Source organism: Pseudomonas sp. LBUM1672 (genome assembly GCF_059695655.1).
Genome location: NZ_CP166781.1, coordinates 1283154 through 1300618 on the forward strand (window position 1 = coordinate 1283154; position 17465 = coordinate 1300618).

Annotated in this window: 18 protein-coding genes; 16 read left to right on the top strand and 2 right to left on the bottom strand. The window is 59.2% G+C overall.

Translation table 11 applies throughout. From position 1 onward, the window contains the following. From fghA to rpoS, 7 genes are all read left to right on the top strand, one after another. On the top strand, positions 1–846 hold the full coding sequence (gene fghA, locus ACA053_RS05650) for an S-formylglutathione hydrolase (protein ID WP_497315922.1): 846 nt from the start codon (positions 1–3) through the stop codon (positions 844–846). Positions 847–889: 43 nt separating this feature from the next. Beyond that, the gene (gene ispF, locus ACA053_RS05655) at positions 890–1363 is read left to right on the top strand and encodes a 2-C-methyl-D-erythritol 2,4-cyclodiphosphate synthase (RefSeq protein WP_008154023.1); all 474 of its coding nucleotides are present in this window, start codon (positions 890–892) and stop codon (positions 1361–1363) included. Beyond that, positions 1360–2418, top strand: coding sequence for a tRNA pseudouridine(13) synthase TruD (gene truD / locus ACA053_RS05660; protein WP_109628223.1), 1059 nt, complete (start codon positions 1360–1362; stop codon positions 2416–2418). The genes ispF and truD overlap by 4 nt, the downstream gene beginning before the upstream one ends. Further along, on the top strand, positions 2406–3155 hold the full coding sequence (surE, locus tag ACA053_RS05665) for a 5'/3'-nucleotidase SurE (protein WP_109628224.1): 750 nt from the start codon (positions 2406–2408) through the stop codon (positions 3153–3155). The genes truD and surE overlap by 13 nt, the downstream gene beginning before the upstream one ends. A 41-nt stretch (positions 3156–3196) precedes the next feature. Further along, positions 3197–3832 carry a protein-L-isoaspartate(D-aspartate) O-methyltransferase gene (locus ACA053_RS05670; protein ID WP_170948756.1) on the top strand — a complete coding sequence of 212 codons (636 nt, stop codon included), beginning with the start codon at positions 3197–3199 and terminating at the stop codon, positions 3830–3832. Positions 3833–4043: 211 nt separating this feature from the next. Further along, complete coding sequence (locus ACA053_RS05675) at positions 4044–4901, top strand: peptidoglycan DD-metalloendopeptidase family protein (RefSeq protein WP_497315925.1); 858 nt, start codon at positions 4044–4046, stop codon at positions 4899–4901. 105 nt (positions 4902–5006) lie between these two features. Next, on the top strand, positions 5007–6014 hold the full coding sequence (gene rpoS / locus ACA053_RS05680) for an RNA polymerase sigma factor RpoS (RefSeq protein ID WP_497315927.1): 1008 nt from the start codon (positions 5007–5009) through the stop codon (positions 6012–6014). 473 nt (positions 6015–6487) lie between these two features. Here rpoS and fdxA read toward each other — a convergent pair whose 3' ends face one another. Both fdxA and mutS read right to left on the bottom strand, forming a co-directional pair. Beyond that, positions 6488–6811 carry a ferredoxin FdxA gene (gene fdxA, locus ACA053_RS05685; protein WP_497394704.1) on the bottom strand — a complete coding sequence of 108 codons (324 nt, stop codon included), beginning with the start codon at positions 6809–6811 and terminating at the stop codon, positions 6488–6490. A gap of 141 nt (positions 6812–6952) precedes the next feature. Beyond that, positions 6953–9520: a DNA mismatch repair protein MutS gene (mutS, locus tag ACA053_RS05690; protein WP_497396128.1), complete on the bottom strand. Its 2568-nt coding sequence runs from the start codon at positions 9518–9520 to the stop codon at positions 6953–6955. Positions 9521–9732: 212 nt separating this feature from the next. Between mutS and ACA053_RS05695 the strand changes: the two genes are divergently transcribed. The 9 genes from ACA053_RS05695 (at position 9733) to ACA053_RS05735 (ending at position 17463) form a co-directional block, all read left to right on the top strand. Continuing rightward, a complete protein-coding gene (locus tag ACA053_RS05695) occupies positions 9733–10467 on the top strand; it encodes a LexA family transcriptional regulator (protein ID WP_497396130.1) in 735 nt (244 codons plus the stop codon). Between the two features lie 497 nt (positions 10468–10964). Continuing rightward, complete coding sequence (locus ACA053_RS05700) at positions 10965–11312, top strand: phage holin family protein (protein WP_109628229.1); 348 nt, start codon at positions 10965–10967, stop codon at positions 11310–11312. Between the two features lie 132 nt (positions 11313–11444). Then, complete coding sequence (locus ACA053_RS05705) at positions 11445–12029, top strand: phage tail terminator protein (protein WP_497394705.1); 585 nt, start codon at positions 11445–11447, stop codon at positions 12027–12029. Continuing rightward, positions 12026–12208, top strand: coding sequence for a DUF2635 domain-containing protein (locus tag ACA053_RS05710; RefSeq protein WP_010462758.1), 183 nt, complete (start codon positions 12026–12028; stop codon positions 12206–12208). The genes ACA053_RS05705 and ACA053_RS05710 overlap by 4 nt, the downstream gene beginning before the upstream one ends. Then, positions 12208–13704 (top strand): phage tail sheath subtilisin-like domain-containing protein, encoded by a 1497-nt coding sequence (locus ACA053_RS05715; protein WP_497394706.1) that lies wholly within the window; start codon positions 12208–12210, stop codon positions 13702–13704. Before ACA053_RS05710 ends, ACA053_RS05715 begins: the two co-directional genes overlap by 1 nt. An 80-nt stretch (positions 13705–13784) precedes the next feature. Further along, entirely contained in the window at positions 13785–14132 is a 348-nt protein-coding gene (locus tag ACA053_RS05720) for a phage tail tube protein (protein ID WP_109628232.1), read from the top strand. Then, complete coding sequence (locus tag ACA053_RS05725) at positions 14129–14425, top strand: phage tail assembly protein (RefSeq protein ID WP_172792335.1); 297 nt, start codon at positions 14129–14131, stop codon at positions 14423–14425. The genes ACA053_RS05720 and ACA053_RS05725 overlap by 4 nt, the downstream gene beginning before the upstream one ends. Positions 14426–14555: 130 nt before the next feature. Next, entirely contained in the window at positions 14556–16241 is a 1686-nt protein-coding gene (locus ACA053_RS05730) for a phage tail tape measure protein (RefSeq protein WP_497394707.1), read from the top strand. Further along, positions 16228–17463: a DNA circularization protein gene (locus tag ACA053_RS05735; RefSeq protein WP_109628235.1), complete on the top strand. Its 1236-nt coding sequence runs from the start codon at positions 16228–16230 to the stop codon at positions 17461–17463. The genes ACA053_RS05730 and ACA053_RS05735 overlap by 14 nt, the downstream gene beginning before the upstream one ends. The last annotated feature ends 2 nt before the right edge of the window (positions 17464–17465 follow it).

Genomic DNA, 17465 nt, shown 5'->3' on the forward strand with positions numbered 1-17465 from the left:
ATGAGCCTGGAAAATATCTCCTGCCAGAAAAGCTTTGGCGGCTGGCACAAACGCTACAAGCACCGCTCCGATGTGCTCGGCTGCGACATGGTGTTCGCCGTGTACCTGCCGCCGCAAGCGGAGCAGGGCGGCAAGTTGCCGGTGCTGTATTGGTTGTCCGGCCTGACCTGCACCGACGAGAATTTCATGCACAAGGCCGGCGCGATGCGTATGGCCGCCGAGCTGGGGTTGATCATCGTCGCGCCGGACACCAGCCCTCGCGGCCCTGATGTGCCCGGCGACCCGGACGGTGCCTGGGACTTCGGTCTCGGCGCCGGGTTTTATCTGAATGCCACGCAGGAACCTTGGTCGCGGCACTATCGGATGCATGACTATGTCGTGCAGGAATTGCCGGCATTGGTCGAAGCCCATTTCCCCGCTTCGGACAAACGCGGCATCAGCGGTCACTCCATGGGTGGCCACGGTGCGCTGGTCTGCGCCTTGCGCAATCCGGGGCGATATCAATCGGTGTCGGCGTTCTCGCCGATCAACAATCCGATGGATTGCCCTTGGGGTCAGAAGGCCTTTTCCCGTTACCTGGGCGAAGACCGCTCGAAATGGCGTGAATGGGATGCTTGCGCGTTGATCGCCGAGGCCGACGAGAAGTTGCCACTGCTGGTCGATCAAGGTGATCGCGATGATTTCCTGGCCACCCAGCTCAAGCCTGAAGCCTTGCAACAGGCTGCCAAACTGGCCGGTCATCCGCTGACGTTGCGCCTGCAACCGGGCTACGACCACAGCTATTTCTTCATCGCCAGTTTCATCGACGACCACTTGCAACATCATGGGCGCGCCCTAGGCGCCTAATGCAGGTAGAATCACGCCCTGACAAAAATCGGGGCGTTTTTTTATGCGTATTGGCCACGGCTATGATGTGCACCGTTTCGCTGAAGGCGATTTCATTACTCTGGGCGGCGTGCGTATCGCACACGGCTTCGGGCTGCTCGCTCATTCCGACGGTGACGTCCTGCTGCACGCCTTGAGCGATGCCTTGCTCGGCGCTGCTGCGCTGGGTGATATCGGCAAGCACTTCCCGGACACCGACCCGACATACAAGGGCGCCGACAGCCGCGTGCTGTTGCGTCACGTCGTCGCACTGATCCACGCCAAGGGCTGGAAGGTCGGCAACGTCGATAACACCATCGTCGCCCAAGCGCCGAAAATGGCCCCGCATATCGAATCGATGCGCGCGCTGATTGCTGCGGATCTTCAAGTTGAGTTGGATCAAGTGAACGTGAAAGCTACCACCACCGAAAAGCTCGGCTTTGTCGGTCGCGAAGAAGGCATTGCCGTGCATTCCGTTGCCTTGTTGCTGCGCGCATGAACGAAGCGCAATTGCTCGGCCCGCGTGCCTACGGCGATGCCCTCGGCACGGCGGTTCTGAAAGCCACGGCGGAAGATTTCCAGGTCGATGAAGTGCTCAACATCCCCCTTAGCGGTGATGGCGAGCACCTGTGGATCTGGGTGGAAAAGCGCGGCCTGAATACTGAAGAAGCCGCACGGCGGATTGCCAAGGCCGCGGGTGTGCCATTGCGCACCGTCAGTTATGCGGGCCTCAAGGATCGCCAGGCGTTGACTCGCCAATGGTTCAGCGTGCAACTGCCGGGCAAGGCGGATCCTGATTTGTCGGCGGCGGAAAACGACACGCTGAAGATCCTCAAGACCGGTCGGCACAAGCGCAAACTGCAGCGCGGTGCCCACTCGGCAAATGGCTTCACCTTGCGCCTGACGCAATTCGCTGGCGACAAAGCTGCGATAGACGAGCGTCTACAACTGATCGCCAAGCATGGTATTCCCAATTATTTCGGCGCACAGCGTTTCGGCTTTGACGGCGGGAACGTGGTCGACGCCCGAGGTTGGGCCGCGCGCAAGGCATTGCCGGAGCAGCGCAACGTGCGTTCGCGGCTGCTCTCCACCGCCCGCAGTTTTCTGTTCAACCAAGTCCTGGCGGCACGTGTGGCGGATGGCACCTGGCAGCAAGCGCAGGTCGGCGATCTACTGGCCTTCACCGACAGCCGCAGCTTTTTCCCGGCAGGTGAAGCCGAATGCAGCGACCCCCGCCTGGCGATTCTCGACCTGCACCCGACCGGTCCTCAGTGGGGCGAAGGTGACTCGCCGGCGACCGGCGCTGTCCATGTACTGGAGCAGGCAATCGCCGCTCGCGAAGCGGATCTGCGCGATTGGTTGATTAACGCCGGAATGAGCCACGAACGTCGCATCCTGCGACTGCCCATTGGTGGGTTGACGTGGCATTATCCCGAGCCTGACATTCTGCAACTGGAATTCGTCCTCCCGGCCGGATGCTTTGCCACCGTATTGGTGCGCGAGCTTGTTGATCTGGTGCCGGTGGGGCAGACGGACAGCCCATGCGTATTCTGATTTCTAACGACGATGGGGTAACCGCACCCGGTCTCGCCGCGCTTTATGCTGCGCTGGCGGATTACACCGAGTGCGTGGTTATCGCCCCGGACCAGGACAAAAGCGGCGCCAGCAGTTCGCTGACGCTCGACCGTCCGTTGCACCCGCAAACTTTGGCCAACGGCTTTATCAGCCTGAACGGCACACCCACCGATTGCGTGCACCTGGGCCTTAACGGCTTGCTGGAGTGCCAACCGGACATGGTGGTTTCCGGCATCAACCTGGGCGCCAACCTGGGGGACGACGTGTTGTATTCCGGCACTGTCGCGGCAGCACTTGAGGGTCGTTTCCTCGAGCGTCCTTCGTTCGCCTTTTCGTTGGTCTCACGGCAAGTGGAGAACCTTCCCACAGCCGCTTACTTTGCGCGCAAACTGGTCGAGGCCCACGCCGACCTCGACTTGCCACCGCGCACGGTATTGAACGTGAACATTCCCAATCTGCCGCTGGATCACATCCGCGGTATTCAGCTGACCCGCCTCGGGCACCGCGCACGTGCGGCGGCGCCGATGAAAGTGGTCGACCCGCGTGGCAAATCCGGATACTGGATTGCCGCCGCCGGGGATGCCGAAGACGGCGGCCCGGGCACCGATTTCCATGCGGTGATGCAGGGCTATGTGTCGATTACCCCGCTGCAACTGGATCGCACCTTCAATGATGCCTTCAGAAGTCTCGATGGCTGGTTGGAGGGGTTGCGCTAATGGCTCGTGAACAAGACGATATTCTGCGCCGCGGCATCGGGATGACTTCGCAACGAACCCGCGAGCGCCTGATTCAACGCCTGTATGAGGAAGGGGTTTCCAACGCCAAGGTGCTGGAAGTCATCCGCCGTACACCGCGCCACCTGTTCGTCGACGAAGCGCTGGCTCATCGCGCCTACGAAGACACGGCGCTGCCGATTGGACACAACCAGACCATCTCCCAGCCTTATATGGTGGCGCGCATGAGCGAGTTGCTGCTGGAAGCAGGTCCCTTGGACAAGGTGATGGAAATCGGCACCGGCTCGGGCTACCAGACGGCGGTACTGTCGCAACTGGTTGAACGGGTGTTCTCCGTGGAGCGCATCAAGGTTTTGCAGGACCGGGCCAAGGAACGCCTGGTGGAGCTGAACCTGCGCAATGTGGTTTTCCGTTGGGGCGATGGCTGGGAAGGGTGGCCGGCACTGGCGCCATACAACGGCATTATCGTGACGGCAGTGGCCACTGATGTCCCTCAGGCGCTGCTCGATCAGTTGGCGCCAGGCGGACGATTGGTGATTCCTGTCGGCTCCGGTGAGGTGCAGCAACTGATGCTGATCATCCGCGAAGAACACGGTTTTTCACGTCGTGTTCTGGGGTCGGTGCGCTTCGTGCCGCTACTCAATGGGCCGCTGGCCTGAGCATTTGTTCAGGCGCGCTGAATTCTCTTCGATTGCCCGGGTCTTACAGCGGCATCGATGAGTTAAACGGGATTCATCGGCGGGCAGCAAACGTGTGCGCGAAGCGATTTCGCTTCATTAAAGGTAAAGCCTGTTTGGCCCGTTATACTTGCGACATTTCGTGCCGGAACACGGCAATCCACATTTTCAGCCACCACAAAGGGAGCGGCGGGTGAGTCTCACAGTCATTGCGCAGCGTATGGGTACAAAGAGCTTTCAGCGCCTGGTGACTGGCCTCGTTTTGAGCACCTTGCTGGTTGGTTGCTCCAGTTCCAAAACGAGCGATGTGCGTGTCGTCGATCGCAATAAAGGCGTCGCCCAGCGTCCGGCGGTGACCACGGGTCAGTACGTCGTTCGACCAAAAGATACGTTGTTCTCGATCGCTTTTCGCTACGGCTGGGACTACAAAGCCCTCGCCGCACGGAACAATATTCCTACGCCGTACACGATCCATCCGGGTCAGACAATTCGCTTCGATGGTCGCTCCGGTTCAACCCCGGCACCGATGGCCAGCGCTACCGATTCAGCGCCTTCGTCATCGCTGAAAACCACGGTAATCCGACGCCAACCGAATGGCGCAACTACCAGCACAGCAGTGGTTGCACCGTCCGTCGCCAACAAGCCGACCCCTGCTCCGATGCCTCCAGCCGGTCCGGCCCCGACCGGCTGGGGATGGCCATCTAATGGCATTCTGATAGGAAAGTTCTCCTCAAACGGTAGTTTGAATAAAGGAATTGATATCGCCGGGGATTTGGGACAGCCTGTTTTAGCTGCGTCTGATGGGACGGTGGTATACGCCGGGAGTGGCTTAAGGGGCTACGGCGAATTAGTCATCATCAAACACAGCGACACCTACGTCAGTGCCTACGGACATAACCGCAGGCTGTTGGTTCGGGAGGGGCAGCAGGTCAAGGTCGGACAGACAATTGCCGAAATGGGGTCAACGGGTACAGACCGGGTGAAGCTGCATTTTGAGATTCGCCGACAAGGTAAACCTGTAGATCCGCTGCAGTTCCTGCCACGTCGTTGATTTGTTACCAGCCTGTTCCGTCACGTAGAGGGAACAGGCTCCAGCGTTGCCAGGGATAAAGGCGCCGCTTGAGCTTGAGGTCGAACTCACCAAAGGACTATAACAATGGCTCTCAGTAAAGAAGTGCCGGAGTTTGACATCGACGATGAGGTTCTCCTTATGGAGACCGGCATCGGTATGGATTCGATGTCGAATGATGAAGGGGCTGCTCCACCTTCCGTTCGTGCCAAATCCAAACACTCCGCTACGTTGAAGCAACACAAGTATATCGATTACACGCGGGCACTCGATGCCACGCAGTTGTACCTCAATGAAATCGGCTTTTCCCCATTGCTCTCCCCGGAAGAAGAAGTTCATTTTGCGCGCTTGTCGCAAAGTGGCGATCCGGCCGGGCGCAAGCGCATGATTGAAAGCAACCTGCGGCTGGTGGTGAAAATCGCCCGACGTTATGTCAATCGTGGCCTGTCGCTGCTGGACCTGATCGAAGAGGGTAACCTCGGGCTGATCCGGGCAGTGGAGAAATTCGACCCTGAACGCGGCTTCCGCTTTTCGACTTACGCTACCTGGTGGATTCGTCAGACCATCGAGCGCGCAATCATGAATCAGACCCGGACCATCCGGTTGCCGATCCATGTGGTCAAAGAGCTCAACGTGTACCTGCGGGCTGCACGAGAGCTGACTCAAAAGCTCGATCACGAACCCTCACCTGAAGAAATCGCCAACCTGCTGGAAAAACCAGTGGCAGAGGTCAAGCGCATGCTCGGCTTGAACGAGCGGGTTTCTTCGGTCGACGTCTCGCTGGGTCCGGATTCGGATAAAACCCTGCTGGACACCCTTACGGATGACCGACCAACCGATCCATGTGAGCTGTTGCAGGATGACGACCTGTCCCAGAGCATCGATCAATGGCTTTCGGAGCTGACCGACAAGCAACGCGAAGTGGTGGTACGCCGCTTCGGCTTGCGCGGCCACGAGAGCAGCACGCTTGAAGATGTGGGCCTGGAAATTGGCCTGACCCGGGAGCGGGTCAGACAGATTCAGGTGGAAGGCCTGAAACGTCTTCGGGAGATTCTCGAGAAGAACGGCCTGTCGAGCGAGTCGCTGTTTCAGTAAGCGACGAGCTTGAGTGGCATTAGAAAACCCCGACTGGTTCGGGGTTTTTTATTATCTGGGAAATGAATGTCGATTGGCTCAGGTTTGTAGTCTCGCGCTGTAAGTCTTTGCTTACTCTTTCGTAAGTGTTCGTTATTTTTACAGTGTGGCAGTCCTCTTTCTTCTCCCTTTGCTAACTGTATATTTTTGATTTATATGATTATTTTTTAATATTTAAAGCGTGTGACAGGCAGTTTCGGCGATTTTGGGCGATTGCTCTCGGTGGGGAATTCTCTAGTATCTGAACTGTGTCAACGGACAGACACGCCCTTCAAGGATGAGGGGAAAGGACATCGCAGGGAGTGATTCATCAGGACGATGAAAAGGAACACAGGGAATAGGGAAAAAATGTGGGCGGGTCAAACCGCCCCTTTTTTTTGCCTGCAGAAAAGCAAAAAGGCCCGCTAAGGGCCTTTTCGAGAACGCGGGGATAATCAGCGTTCGAGGTGTTCGAGCTTGCCTTTGACGCCATCCCAAGTAGCAGAATCGGGCAATGGATCTTTGCGCTCAGTGATGTTTGGCCAGATTTCGGCCAGCTCAACGTTCAACTGAATGAAGTTTTCCATACCAGCCGGTACTTCATCTTCAGAGAAGATGGCCACGGCAGGGCATTCTGGTTCGCACAGTGCGCAGTCGATGCACTCATCCGGGTGAATCACCAGGAAATTCGGGCCTTCGTAAAAGCAGTCCACCGGACAGACTTCTACGCAGTCGGTGTACTTGCACTTGATGCAGTTGTCGGTGACGACGAAGGTCATTCTAATTTTCTCCTCAGGCGGCGGCAGCGGAGCCCCTTCACGTTGGGGTCGCCAGGTTTGGGAGCGATAGTCTGCAGGCCAGGCTATTAGCCCGCAGCATCCCAAACCGCGCGAGATTCTAACAGCTTGCAGGCAAGTGCGTTAGATCCGTGTCTTTAGTGTATAGAGCATTTCTAATGCACGACGCGGTGTCATGTCGTCCAGGTCCAGTTTGGCCAGTTCATCCAGCACCGGATGCGGCAGGCTGGCGAACATGTCGCTCTGCTGCGGCGCGGCCGGTTTGCCTTTAGCCGGTTTAGGCACTTCATGGGGCAGGGCGGTCGCTTCCAGTCGACCCAGGTGTTCGCGAGCACGCACGATCACTTCGCTCGGCACGCCGGCCAACTGTGCAACCGCCAAGCCGTAGCTCTGGCTGGCAGGTCCGGGCAGCACGTGGTGCAGGAACACGATGCGCTCGTTGTGCTCGGTGGCATTGAGGTGAACGTTGGCCACCAGCGGTTGCGCTTCCGGTAGCACCGTCAGCTCAAAATAGTGGGTGGCAAACAGCGTATACGCCCGCAGATGGGCCAGGCGTTCGGCGGCGGCCCAGGCCAGGGACAGGCCATCGAAGGTGCTGGTGCCGCGACCGACTTCGTCCATCAGCACCAGGCTGCGTTCGGTGGCGTTGTGCAGAATGTTCGCGGTTTCGCTCATTTCGACCATGAAGGTCGAGCGCCCGCCCGCCAAGTCATCGCTGGAACCGATCCGGGTGAAGATCCGGTCAACCAGCGACAATTCGCAACTGGCCGCCGGCACGAAACTGCCGATGTGCGCCAACAGTACGATCAATGCGGTCTGACGCATGTAGGTGGATTTACCGCCCATGTTCGGACCGGTGATCACCAGCATGCGCGTGTTGTCGTCGAGGCTCAGGTCGTTGGCCACAAACGGCGTGGTCAGCACTTGCTCGACCACCGGGTGGCGACCCTGGGTGATGCGCATGCATGGCTCGTCGACGAAGCGCGGGCAGTTCAGGTCGAGGTTCAGGGCGCGCTCGGCAAGGTTGCTCAGCACGTCCAGTTCAGCCAGGGCCGCGGCGGTATCTTGCAGCGGCGGCAATTGGGCGATCAGGTCTTCGAGCAACGCTTCGTACAGCATCTTCTCGCGGGCAAGGGCACGGCTCTTGGCCGACAGCGCCTTGTCCTCGAACGCTTTCAGTTCCGGCGTGATGAAACGCTCGGCACCTTTAAGCGTCTGGCGACGGATGTAGTCGGCCGGTGCCGACTCTGCCTGCTTGCTCGGCAACTCGATGAAGTAGCCGTGAATGCGGTTGTAACCGACCTTCAGGTGCGACAGACCGGTGCGCGCCTTCTCCCGTGCTTCCAGATCGATCAGGAACTGCCCGGCGTTTTCGCTCAGCGATTGAAGGTCGTCGAGTTCGCTGTCGTAGCCTGTCTTCAACACGCCGCCGTCACGGATCACCGCTGGCGGGTTGTCGATGATGGCTTTCTCCAGCAGCGCCGCGAGTTCCGGGTAGGTGCTGGTGGTCTTCGCCAGTTGAATGATGTGCGGCGCTTCAAGCTCAGTCATCGCCACTTGCAACTCAGGCAGTGCACCGAGGGCATCGCGCAGACGAGCGAGGTCGCGAGGACGGGCATTACGCAAACCGATTCGCGCCAGGATCCGCTCGATGTCACCGATTTCCTTGAGCTGCGGTTGCAGCTTTTCGAAACGGTAGCCGTCGAGCAGGCACGTGATCGAGGTCTGGCGTGCCAGCAAAACCTTCAGATCGCGCAACGGCCGGTTCAACCAGCGGGTCAGCAGACGACTACCCATCGCCGTCTGGCAACGATCGACCACCGATTGCAGCGTGTTGTCACGCCCACCGGCCAGGTTGGTGTCCAGTTCCAGGTTGCGACGGCTCGCGCCATCCAGCACCACGGTGTCGTCCAGGCGTTCATGCCGCAGGCTGCGCAAGTGCGGCAGGGCGGTGCGCTGGGTTTCCTTGGCGTAGCTGAGCAGGCAACCGGCGGCACCGATGGCCAGGGTCAGGTTCTCGCAGCCGAAACCTTTGAGGTCCTGTGTGGAGAACTGCTGGCAAAGGCTTTTCAGTGCCGAGTCGCGTTCGAAATCCCACGGCGCACGGCGACGAACCCCACGGCGTTTCTCTGCCGGCAAGTCCTTCGGCCAGTCATCCGGAATCATCAGCTCCACCGGATTGACCCGCTCCAGTTCCGCCAGCAGGTTCTCCCAGCCTTTGATTTCCAGCACGGTGAAGTTGCCGCTGGTGATGTCCAGCACGGCCAGACCAAACAGACGTTCGTCACCCAGCACCGCCGCGATCAGATTGTCCCGACGCTCATCCAGCAGCGCTTCATCGCTGACCGTACCCGGCGTGATGATCCGCACCACCTGACGATCTACCGGCCCTTTGCTGGTAGCCGGATCGCCGACCTGCTCACAAATCACCACCGACTCGCCGAGCTTGACCAGTTTCGCCAGGTAACCTTCCGCTGCGTGGTAAGGAATCCCACACATCGGAATCGCCTGACCAGCCGACTGCCCGCGGGCGGTCAGGGTGATGTCCAGCAACTTGGCGGCCTTCTTCGCGTCTTCATAGAAGATCTCGTAGAAGTCGCCCATGCGATAGAACATCAGCTGGTCGGGGTGCTGGTTCTTCAGGCGCCAGTATTGCTGCATCATTGGCGTGTGCGAGGACAGATCGGACAGTGCTTTATTCATCGGGTATCAGGCAAATTCGTTGAAAGGTGTAGGGCAAAGGAGGGGCATCGGCCCGGCTTTTCCGCGATGGGCGCAAGGTTAACATGAGCGCTCTGCCCGACGCAGGCATGAAAGCCTCGCGGCATCTGTTCTGCTGTTTATGCACGAATTATGCAAATCAGCATTTGCCTCCCGAAAAAAGATCAAGCACTATGCCAGTTATGCAAAAACGCAATGTTTCTTCCGTCTTAAGAGCGCTGCTCGATCAGCACGGGATCTCCCCCACGGAGCTTCACCGTCGCACCGGCGTGCCTCAATCCACTCTCTCGCGGATCCTCAGCGGGAAGATCGTCGATCCTTCGGATAAACACATCTCGAAGATCGCCGAGTACTTCGCCGTGAGCACCGATCAGTTGCGGGGGCGCGCGGATGTCGCTGCCATCGCCAATACCGGGCGCGATCAATTGCATTCCGAACTCAAGGACATAAGTCTGTGGGACGACGATACACCCGTCGATGATGACGAGGTGTCGGTTCCCTTTCTTCGCGAGGTTGAATTGGCTGCTGGATCAGGAAGATTCGTCATCGAAGAGAGCGAGCGCTCTAGCCTGCGCTTCGGCAAGCGCAGTTTGCGCCATAACGGTGTGCAGTTCGATCAGGCCAAATGCGTGACGGTGCGCGGCAACAGTATGTTGCCGGTGCTGCGCGATGGCGCCACCGTTGGCGTGAATGCGGGCAAGTGCGGGATTGGCGACATCGTTGATGGCGACCTGTATGCGATCAACCACAATGGCCAATTGCGGGTGAAACAGCTTTATCGCTTGCCTACAGGTATTCGCCTGCGCAGCTTCAATCGTGATGAGCACCCGGACGAGGACTACACCTTCCAGGAAGTCCAGGAAGAGCAAATCGTCATCCTGGGTCACGTCTTCTGGTGGGGCATGTACGCCCGTTAACCTCACCGCTCTGCATTAAAACCCGCCTCCGAGCGGGTTTTTTTTCGCCTGCCACAAACCGTCAGCGCCTTTGTCTGCGGGGCTTTCATGCGCCAGTGCATTCATAGCGCATAAATAAATGCATTTGTGCATTGACTGCATATGCATCCATGCATATTCTTTGTCTCAAGCCGCTCAACAAAGCGGTTCGAAACGAAGCTCTTTAGTTCCACCACAAAGGCAGCGATGAACCGGCCTCAACGGTTCAGAGGGTTGGCAACTGACCCGGGTGTGCAGCGTAAAGCACCAGAAGCAGTTATCCGGCGGGCAGGGACCGCGGTCGGAAAAACAATCTGAATGGACTCGTACCGCGCCAGTAGCGCCGAAAAGTCAGCAGGATCGCATTACTGAAAAGCCCGGAACGCTCCGGGCTTTTTGGAATGCCTACCTTCAACACCCCAAGAGACACCGTTTGAAAGAACCACACATCACTCATCAATCACCCCGGGAGGCGTGACATGACAAACGAGCAACAAGCGTTGCTGGACATGCCGATCTGGCTGGTCATCGTGCTCGCCCTGGTGGGCGGGGTGTCCGGCGAAATGTGGCGTGCCGACAAGGACGGTGCCCGCGGCTGGTCACTGCTGCGACGTCTGGCCTTGCGTTCCGGGGCCTGCGTGATCTGCGGGGTCTCGGCCATCATGCTGCTGTACGCCGCCGGCGTGTCGATCTGGGCCGCTTGCGCGTTTGGCTGCCTGACGGCGATGGCCGGGGCGGACGTCGCGATCGGTCTTTACGAACGCTGGGCGGCGAAGCGGATTGGCGTTTGCGAAGTGCCACCGCGCGACACAAGCCAGGATCACTGAAACCCAAGACCAATGGATTGGCGAACAGCGATGCCGACCGGCATCCGACCTGCAAGGACGCGGGTTTCCAATGGCCAGTACCTTTAAATCAAACCCGCCCTCAGCGGGTTTTTTAATGCCCGGTGAAAATCCATGAAGATCACTCCACTGGTTTCGCAACTGCGTGATCACTGCCCAACCCTCGCCAATCGCGTGGCCGCCGGCATCGACCTCACCACACTGCAAGCCAACAACCCACTGCAAACCCCTTGCGCCTACGTCGTACCGATCGCCGATGTTGCGAGCAAAAGCGTGGCACAAAACCTGAACCTGCAACCGATCCGCGACCGCTTCGAAGTGACCCTGGTGCTCGACACCACGGACGCTACAAAAGCGCTGGATCTGATGCACGACCTGCGGGCCGAACTGTGGCGCGCGCTGGTGGGTTTCAAGCCCGGCAGCGACTACGACGCCATCGCCTACGACGGCGGCGAACTGGTTTCCATCGACAGCAACCGTGCGCTGTATCGCCTGCGCTTTTTTACCGAGTTCCAGCTCGGCCGCAATCTGCCTGGTCAGCCTGCGGAAAGCTGGCACGAACGTGAACTGGACGGCTTGTCGTCCTTTACCGGGGTCACCGTACGGGTCGATGCAATCGATCCGGCGGACCCCAATCTGAAACGCCCGGGGCCCGACGGGCGCCTGGAACTGACTTTCTCTGGAGACGTAACCCCATGAGCAAACGCATCACCGTGCTGCCGGCCCCTGGCCGTGCCGTGCCCGACCCGGAAGCGGGCGATCTGTTGCCCCTCGAGGGCCGTGAAGTGCCGGACAACGCCTGGTGGCGTCGACGTCTGGCCGATGGCGATATCACTACCAAAGCCGTGAAAGCGGCAAAACCACAGGGAGCCCAATAATGGCGATCGGATTCAGCAACATCCCCGCGGACATTCGTGTTCCGCTGTTCTATGCCGAGATGGATAACTCGGCGGCCAATAGCGCATCGTCGGCCATGCGCCGTCTGATCGTCGCCCAGGTCAACGACAACATTGCGCCGTCCGACGTCGGCAAACTGGTGCTGGTGTCCAGCGTGGCACTGGCCAAAAGCATCGGCGGCCAAGGCTCCATGCTGGCCTCTATGTATGAGACGTTTCGCAAGACCGATCCGGTCGGCGAGATCTGGTGCCTGCCGCTGCACAACACTGTAGGCAGCATTGCCAACGGTGTGCTGACCCTGACTGGCGCGGCCACCCAAAGCGGTGTGCTCAACCTTTATGTGGGCGGTGTTCGCGTTCAAGCTGCCATCGTCAACGGCGCGACGGCGACTCAAGCGGCAGCGACGCTGGCGCTGAAAATCAACGCCGCTGCCGATCTGCCGGTCACCGCCGCTGCGGCTGAAGGCGTCGTGACCCTGATTGCCAAATGGACCGGCGACAGTGGCAACGACATCAGTCTGCAATTCAATCGCCTGGGCAAGAGCAATGGCGAAGAAACGCCGACCGGCTTGACCACGGTAATCACCTCCATGACCGGAGGCGCCGGTGTCCCGGATCAGGTTGGCGCCGTGGCAGCGCTGGGCGATGAGCCGTTCGAGTTCATCTGCATGCCGTGGTCGGACCTGTCGACCCTCAACACCTGGCAAGCCGTCATGGATGACAGCACCGGTCGTTGGTCCTGGGCCAAGCAATTGTTCGGTCACGTCTACAGCGCCAAGCGCGGCACCATCGGAACACTGGTTGCCGCTGGCCAGGCGCGTAACGATCAGCACATGACCATTCAGGCGCTGGAACCGGGCGTACCGCAACCGTTCTGGGTTCAGGCCGCTGCACTGGCTGCACGCACGTCGGTGTTCATCTCCGCCGATGCCAGTCGTCCGACTCAAAGCGGTAGTCTGCCAGGTCTCGATCCGGCTTCGGCGAGCGAACGTTTTACCCTGACCGAGCGTCAGTCGCTGCTGAACTACGGCATCGCCACCGCCTACTACGAAGGCGGCTACGTGCGCATTCAGCGTTCGATCACCACCTACCAGAAAAACGCCTACGGCCAGGCCGACAATTCCTACCTGGACAGCGAAACCATGCACCAGTCGGCGTTCATCGTGCGTCGCCTGCAAAGCGTGATCACCAGCAAGTACGGTCGCCACAAACTGGCGTCCGACGGCACCCGTTTCGGCGCCGGCCAGCCGATCGTGACCCCGAGCACTATTCGCGGTGAGCTGATCGCCCAGTACGCCAAGCTCGAACTGGAAGGCCACGTCGAAAACGCCGAGCTGTTCGCCCAGCACCTGATCGTCGAGCGCGATGTGCAGGACCCGAGCCGGGTCAACGTGTTGTTCCCGCCGGACTACATCAACGGCCTGCGCGTGTTCGCGCTGCTCAACCAATTCCGTCTGCAGTACGACGACGCAGCGTGATCGTCGCCGCTCTCTGACTGTAATGACTGTGTGAATTCAGCCCACCGCGCGTGGGCTTTTTATTTGAAGGGGGAAACACCATGGGTCAACTGATTGCGGGCACCTGCTACGTCAAAGTGGACGGCGCTCAACTGACTATCAACGGCGGCTGCGAAGCGCCACTGATGGCGGTGAAACGGGAAACCGTCGTACCCGGCTTCTACAAGGAAACCGACATCGCGCCGTCGTTCAAAGTCACGGCGCTGCACACTGCGGACTTCCCGCTCAAGCAACTGGTGGCCGGTTCCGACATGACCGTCACCTGCGAATTCAGCAACGGAAAAGTCTACGTGCTGGCCGGCGCCTACCTGGTTGAAGAGCCGGCCTCCAAGGGCGATGACGCCACCATCGAACTGAAATTCGAAGGCATCAAGGGGACTTGGCAATGAGTGGCGCCGTGAAGCTTCAGGTTGCGATCGAAGCTCACGGCGAGCCCTTGACCGAACTCAACCTGCGCCGTCCAACGGTGCAGGAAGTTCGAGCGATCAAGGCGCTGCCGTACAAGATCGACAAGAGCGAAGAGGTCAGTCTCGACATGGACGTCGCGGCCAAATACATCGCGATCTGCGCCGGCATCCCGCCGTCATCGGTCAACCAGTTGGACCTGGCTGACCTCAATGCGCTGAGCTGGGCCGTCGCGAGTTTTTTCATGAGTGCGGCGTCGGCGCCATCACCGACCTGATCGCAGTCGCCTATGACCTGGCCTGGTTCTGGAAGGTTGACCCCGAACAGATGATGGCCAGGCCACTGGATGTGCTTCGCGAATCGCTGGAGCACGCGCAACGGATCAATGCGATGCAGCAGGTGCAGTGATGGCGGATAAAGATGAGAAAGAAACGAAGTCGGTGCTCCTGACGGGCATCGATGAACTGTCACCCAAGCTCAAAAGCCTTCGTACAAAGGTTGAGGGCTTCAGACAAAATCTCGAACAGGCCGGCCTCGGCAAGCTCGATATCAGCGGTCTGTTCAAGGGCGGTAGTGTGATCACGCCGTTCGTGGAGGCCATCAAGGCGTCTGACGCGTTCAAGGGCAAATTGACTGAGGTCGGCGAGTCAGCCGAAGGCATTGATTTGCCGAAAGCGCCGGCAAGCGCGACGCAATCCATGAATGTGTTCAGTCGGTCGATGGAGCAGGTATCGGTCGCCGCCAACAGCGCTTTGCAGCCTGCTGTCGTTACTGTTACGGCAGGTCTGCAACCGTTGTTGAGCGGATTCGGCAGCCTGCTTGCAGATAGCCCGAAGCTGGTCGAGGGACTGGCGGCGAGCGCCATCGCGTTTTCGGCGATGCAAACCGCTGTGACTGGCGCGGCCCAGGTGTTCGATCTGATGAACATGGTGCTCAAGACCAATCCGGTCATGCTGATTGCCACGGGCATCGCTTTGGCAGCCGGTTTGATCATCGCCAACTGGAAGCCGATTTCGACGTTCTTCGCTGGCCTCTGGCAGAAGATTTCGCCGGTGGTGATACCCATGGTCGAGTTCTTCAAGACGATGTTCGCCTTCACGCCAATTGGGCAAATCATCAGCCATTGGAGGCCGATTACTACAGTCTTCGCGGCGATCTGGGAGGTCATCAAGGCCACGGTGTCGATTCTGTTCGTGGCATTGGAAAGGGCTTTCAGATGGAGCCCGATCGGGTTGGTGATTGCTAACTGGACACCCATCAGTGAGGTGCTTGTCGCGGTCTTTGGACGGATAAAGGAAGTCGTGGCTTCAGGGTTCGCCTTCGTTGAGGCGTGGTTCGCCTGGACACCGCAGGGCATGATCCTGAATAACTGGGGGCCAATTGCCGGGATGTTTGCAGCCATCTGGGACTTGCTGGTGGCGCTGGTCGTGCCTGTGAAAGAGGTGCTACGCGGCGTGTTCGACTACTTGCCGCTGGAGGCGATTGCCGAAATCTGGGGCAAGGTTCCTGAGTTCTTTGCCGGAGTTGTGGAAAACATTCGCAATGTGATGCTGATTTTGTCTGCCATTTTCAGCAGCCAGTTCGGTTGGTCGCCTCTGGACGAATTTACCCGGCAATGGGACCCGCTGACGAAAGGGATCAGCGAGTGGGTAGACAAGATTCAAGCCATCATGGCACCGGTCAAGGAAATGCTTGGCGGCAGCTTCGGTGGTTTTATCACCAAGGTCACCGGCAAGATCGAAGGCCTGACCGAAGCGCAAAACAAAACCAACGCTGAAGGCAAGGGCGAGCTGGCACCCGCGTTTTTTGGCGCCGATTCCAAGACGCCGCCCGGGGGCCTGTCGGTGCCCGGCAATCAGGCGCAGCACGCTTCGATACAACCCGGGTCCCTGACTCAGAACTCCAGCGCCCTGATCCAGCAAACCGCGACCAACAACCGCACGCAACTCGAAGGTGGCCTGACCGTACGCTTCGAAAATGCGCCGGCCGGCCTGCGCACCGATCAACCACAAACCAATCAACCGGCGCTGGCGCTCACTTCGCGCATCGGCTACCGCTCACTTTCCCTTGGAGGTTCCAATGAGCTGGCGTGACCGTTTGATGCCGGCGTCCTTTCGAGGTGTCGGATTCTGGGTTGACCAGGCGAAATCCCCGGTCGGCCAAAAAGGCCAGCTGCACGAGTATCCGCAGCGAGACCTGCCGTACTTCGAAGGCCTTGGCCAACAGGCGAAGGTCCACGATCTGACGGCGTTCATCGTCGGCCCCGATTGCCTGGAACAGCGTGACAAGTTGCTCAAGGCGCTGGAGCAGGGCAGTGGCGAACTGGTCCATCCGTGGCTTGGACGTCTTCAGGTCAAGGTCGGCGAATGCGACATGACTCATACCCGCCAGGACGGTGGGTTGGTGACGTTTGCCTTGAAGTTCTACCCGGATGTGCCGGTGCCGTTTCCGATCGCGGCGGTCAGTACGCAGAAACTGTTGCTGGCGTCCGCGGACACTTTCCTGGGCTCGGCGGTGGCGCGCTTCGAAGATGCCATGAGCCTGATACAGGCGGCGCGGATCGGCATTGCCGACCTGCGCAACAGCATCAAGGACATTTACGGGGTGATCCAGCAACAGCTGCAACCGTTGATCGACCAATACCGCCAGATCAGTGACCTGGTCAAAGCCGTGAAGGAATTGCCCAAGGAAGTGGCGGCGGAGTTCAAGGCTTTGCTCGGCGACATCAAGGAGCTCAAGGACTTTGCTCGTGAGGGATATCGTGGCGTGATTGCCAACGTCTCCCAGCAGGTCGAAGCAATCCGCAAAGCCGATGCGCCAAAACTGACCACCGGCAAAGACACCATGGCAGCGGCTCAGGCACTGACCAATCTGGTGCAGGATGCCCTGGTGGTGCAGGCCGCCAAATGGGTGGCCCTGTTGCCGATTGCAACGTTGCCGGTGAAGGTTTCTCCGCCACCGCTGGATCTGCAGGTGGAGCAGCCGGTCACCCGCCCGGAAGTGCCGGTGATTGATGATGTGCTAAGGACGCTCAAGGAAATTGAAGAGGCGATCAAACTGGTCGAGGACAAGGCCAATCCTGCGCACTATCAGGCCGCCGCTGATCTGCGTCAGAAGTTGAAAGCGCATCTCAAGGCCGTTGCATCGTCTGGCATCAGGCTGGTGAGCAAGTCATTTCAGGACAGTCTGCCGGCGCTGGTTGCGATCTACAGACAGGTGGCTGACGCCACTCGGGTCCTGGAAGTGACTCAGCGCAACGGTGTTGTCCACCCGGGTTTTCTCCCGCCGCGCGAACTCAAAATCTCCGGGGAGTAGCC

Coding starts and splice junctions, on each gene's coding strand:
- fdxA (WP_497394704.1), bottom strand. CDS start 6,811: ATGACCTTCGTCGTCACCGACAACTGCATCAAGTGCAAGTACACCGAC.
- ACA053_RS05700 (WP_109628229.1), top strand. CDS start 10,965: ATGACAAACGAGCAACAAGCGTTGCTGGACATGCCGATCTGGCTGGTC.
- ACA053_RS05735 (WP_109628235.1), top strand. CDS start 16,228: ATGAGCTGGCGTGACCGTTTGATGCCGGCGTCCTTTCGAGGTGTCGGA.
- ACA053_RS05705 (WP_497394705.1), top strand. CDS start 11,445: ATGAAGATCACTCCACTGGTTTCGCAACTGCGTGATCACTGCCCAACC.
- ACA053_RS05730 (WP_497394707.1), top strand. CDS start 14,556: ATGGCGGATAAAGATGAGAAAGAAACGAAGTCGGTGCTCCTGACGGGC.
- rpoS (WP_497315927.1), top strand. CDS start 5,007: ATGGCTCTCAGTAAAGAAGTGCCGGAGTTTGACATCGACGATGAGGTT.
- ispF (WP_008154023.1), top strand. CDS start 890: ATGCGTATTGGCCACGGCTATGATGTGCACCGTTTCGCTGAAGGCGAT.
- truD (WP_109628223.1), top strand. CDS start 1,360: ATGAACGAAGCGCAATTGCTCGGCCCGCGTGCCTACGGCGATGCCCTC.
- ACA053_RS05720 (WP_109628232.1), top strand. CDS start 13,785: ATGGGTCAACTGATTGCGGGCACCTGCTACGTCAAAGTGGACGGCGCT.
- ACA053_RS05725 (WP_172792335.1), top strand. CDS start 14,129: ATGAGTGGCGCCGTGAAGCTTCAGGTTGCGATCGAAGCTCACGGCGAG.
- ACA053_RS05670 (WP_170948756.1), top strand. CDS start 3,197: ATGACTTCGCAACGAACCCGCGAGCGCCTGATTCAACGCCTGTATGAG.
- fghA (WP_497315922.1), top strand. CDS start 1: ATGAGCCTGGAAAATATCTCCTGCCAGAAAAGCTTTGGCGGCTGGCAC.
- ACA053_RS05710 (WP_010462758.1), top strand. CDS start 12,026: ATGAGCAAACGCATCACCGTGCTGCCGGCCCCTGGCCGTGCCGTGCCC.
- ACA053_RS05715 (WP_497394706.1), top strand. CDS start 12,208: ATGGCGATCGGATTCAGCAACATCCCCGCGGACATTCGTGTTCCGCTG.
- ACA053_RS05695 (WP_497396130.1), top strand. CDS start 9,733: ATGCAAAAACGCAATGTTTCTTCCGTCTTAAGAGCGCTGCTCGATCAG.
- surE (WP_109628224.1), top strand. CDS start 2,406: ATGCGTATTCTGATTTCTAACGACGATGGGGTAACCGCACCCGGTCTC.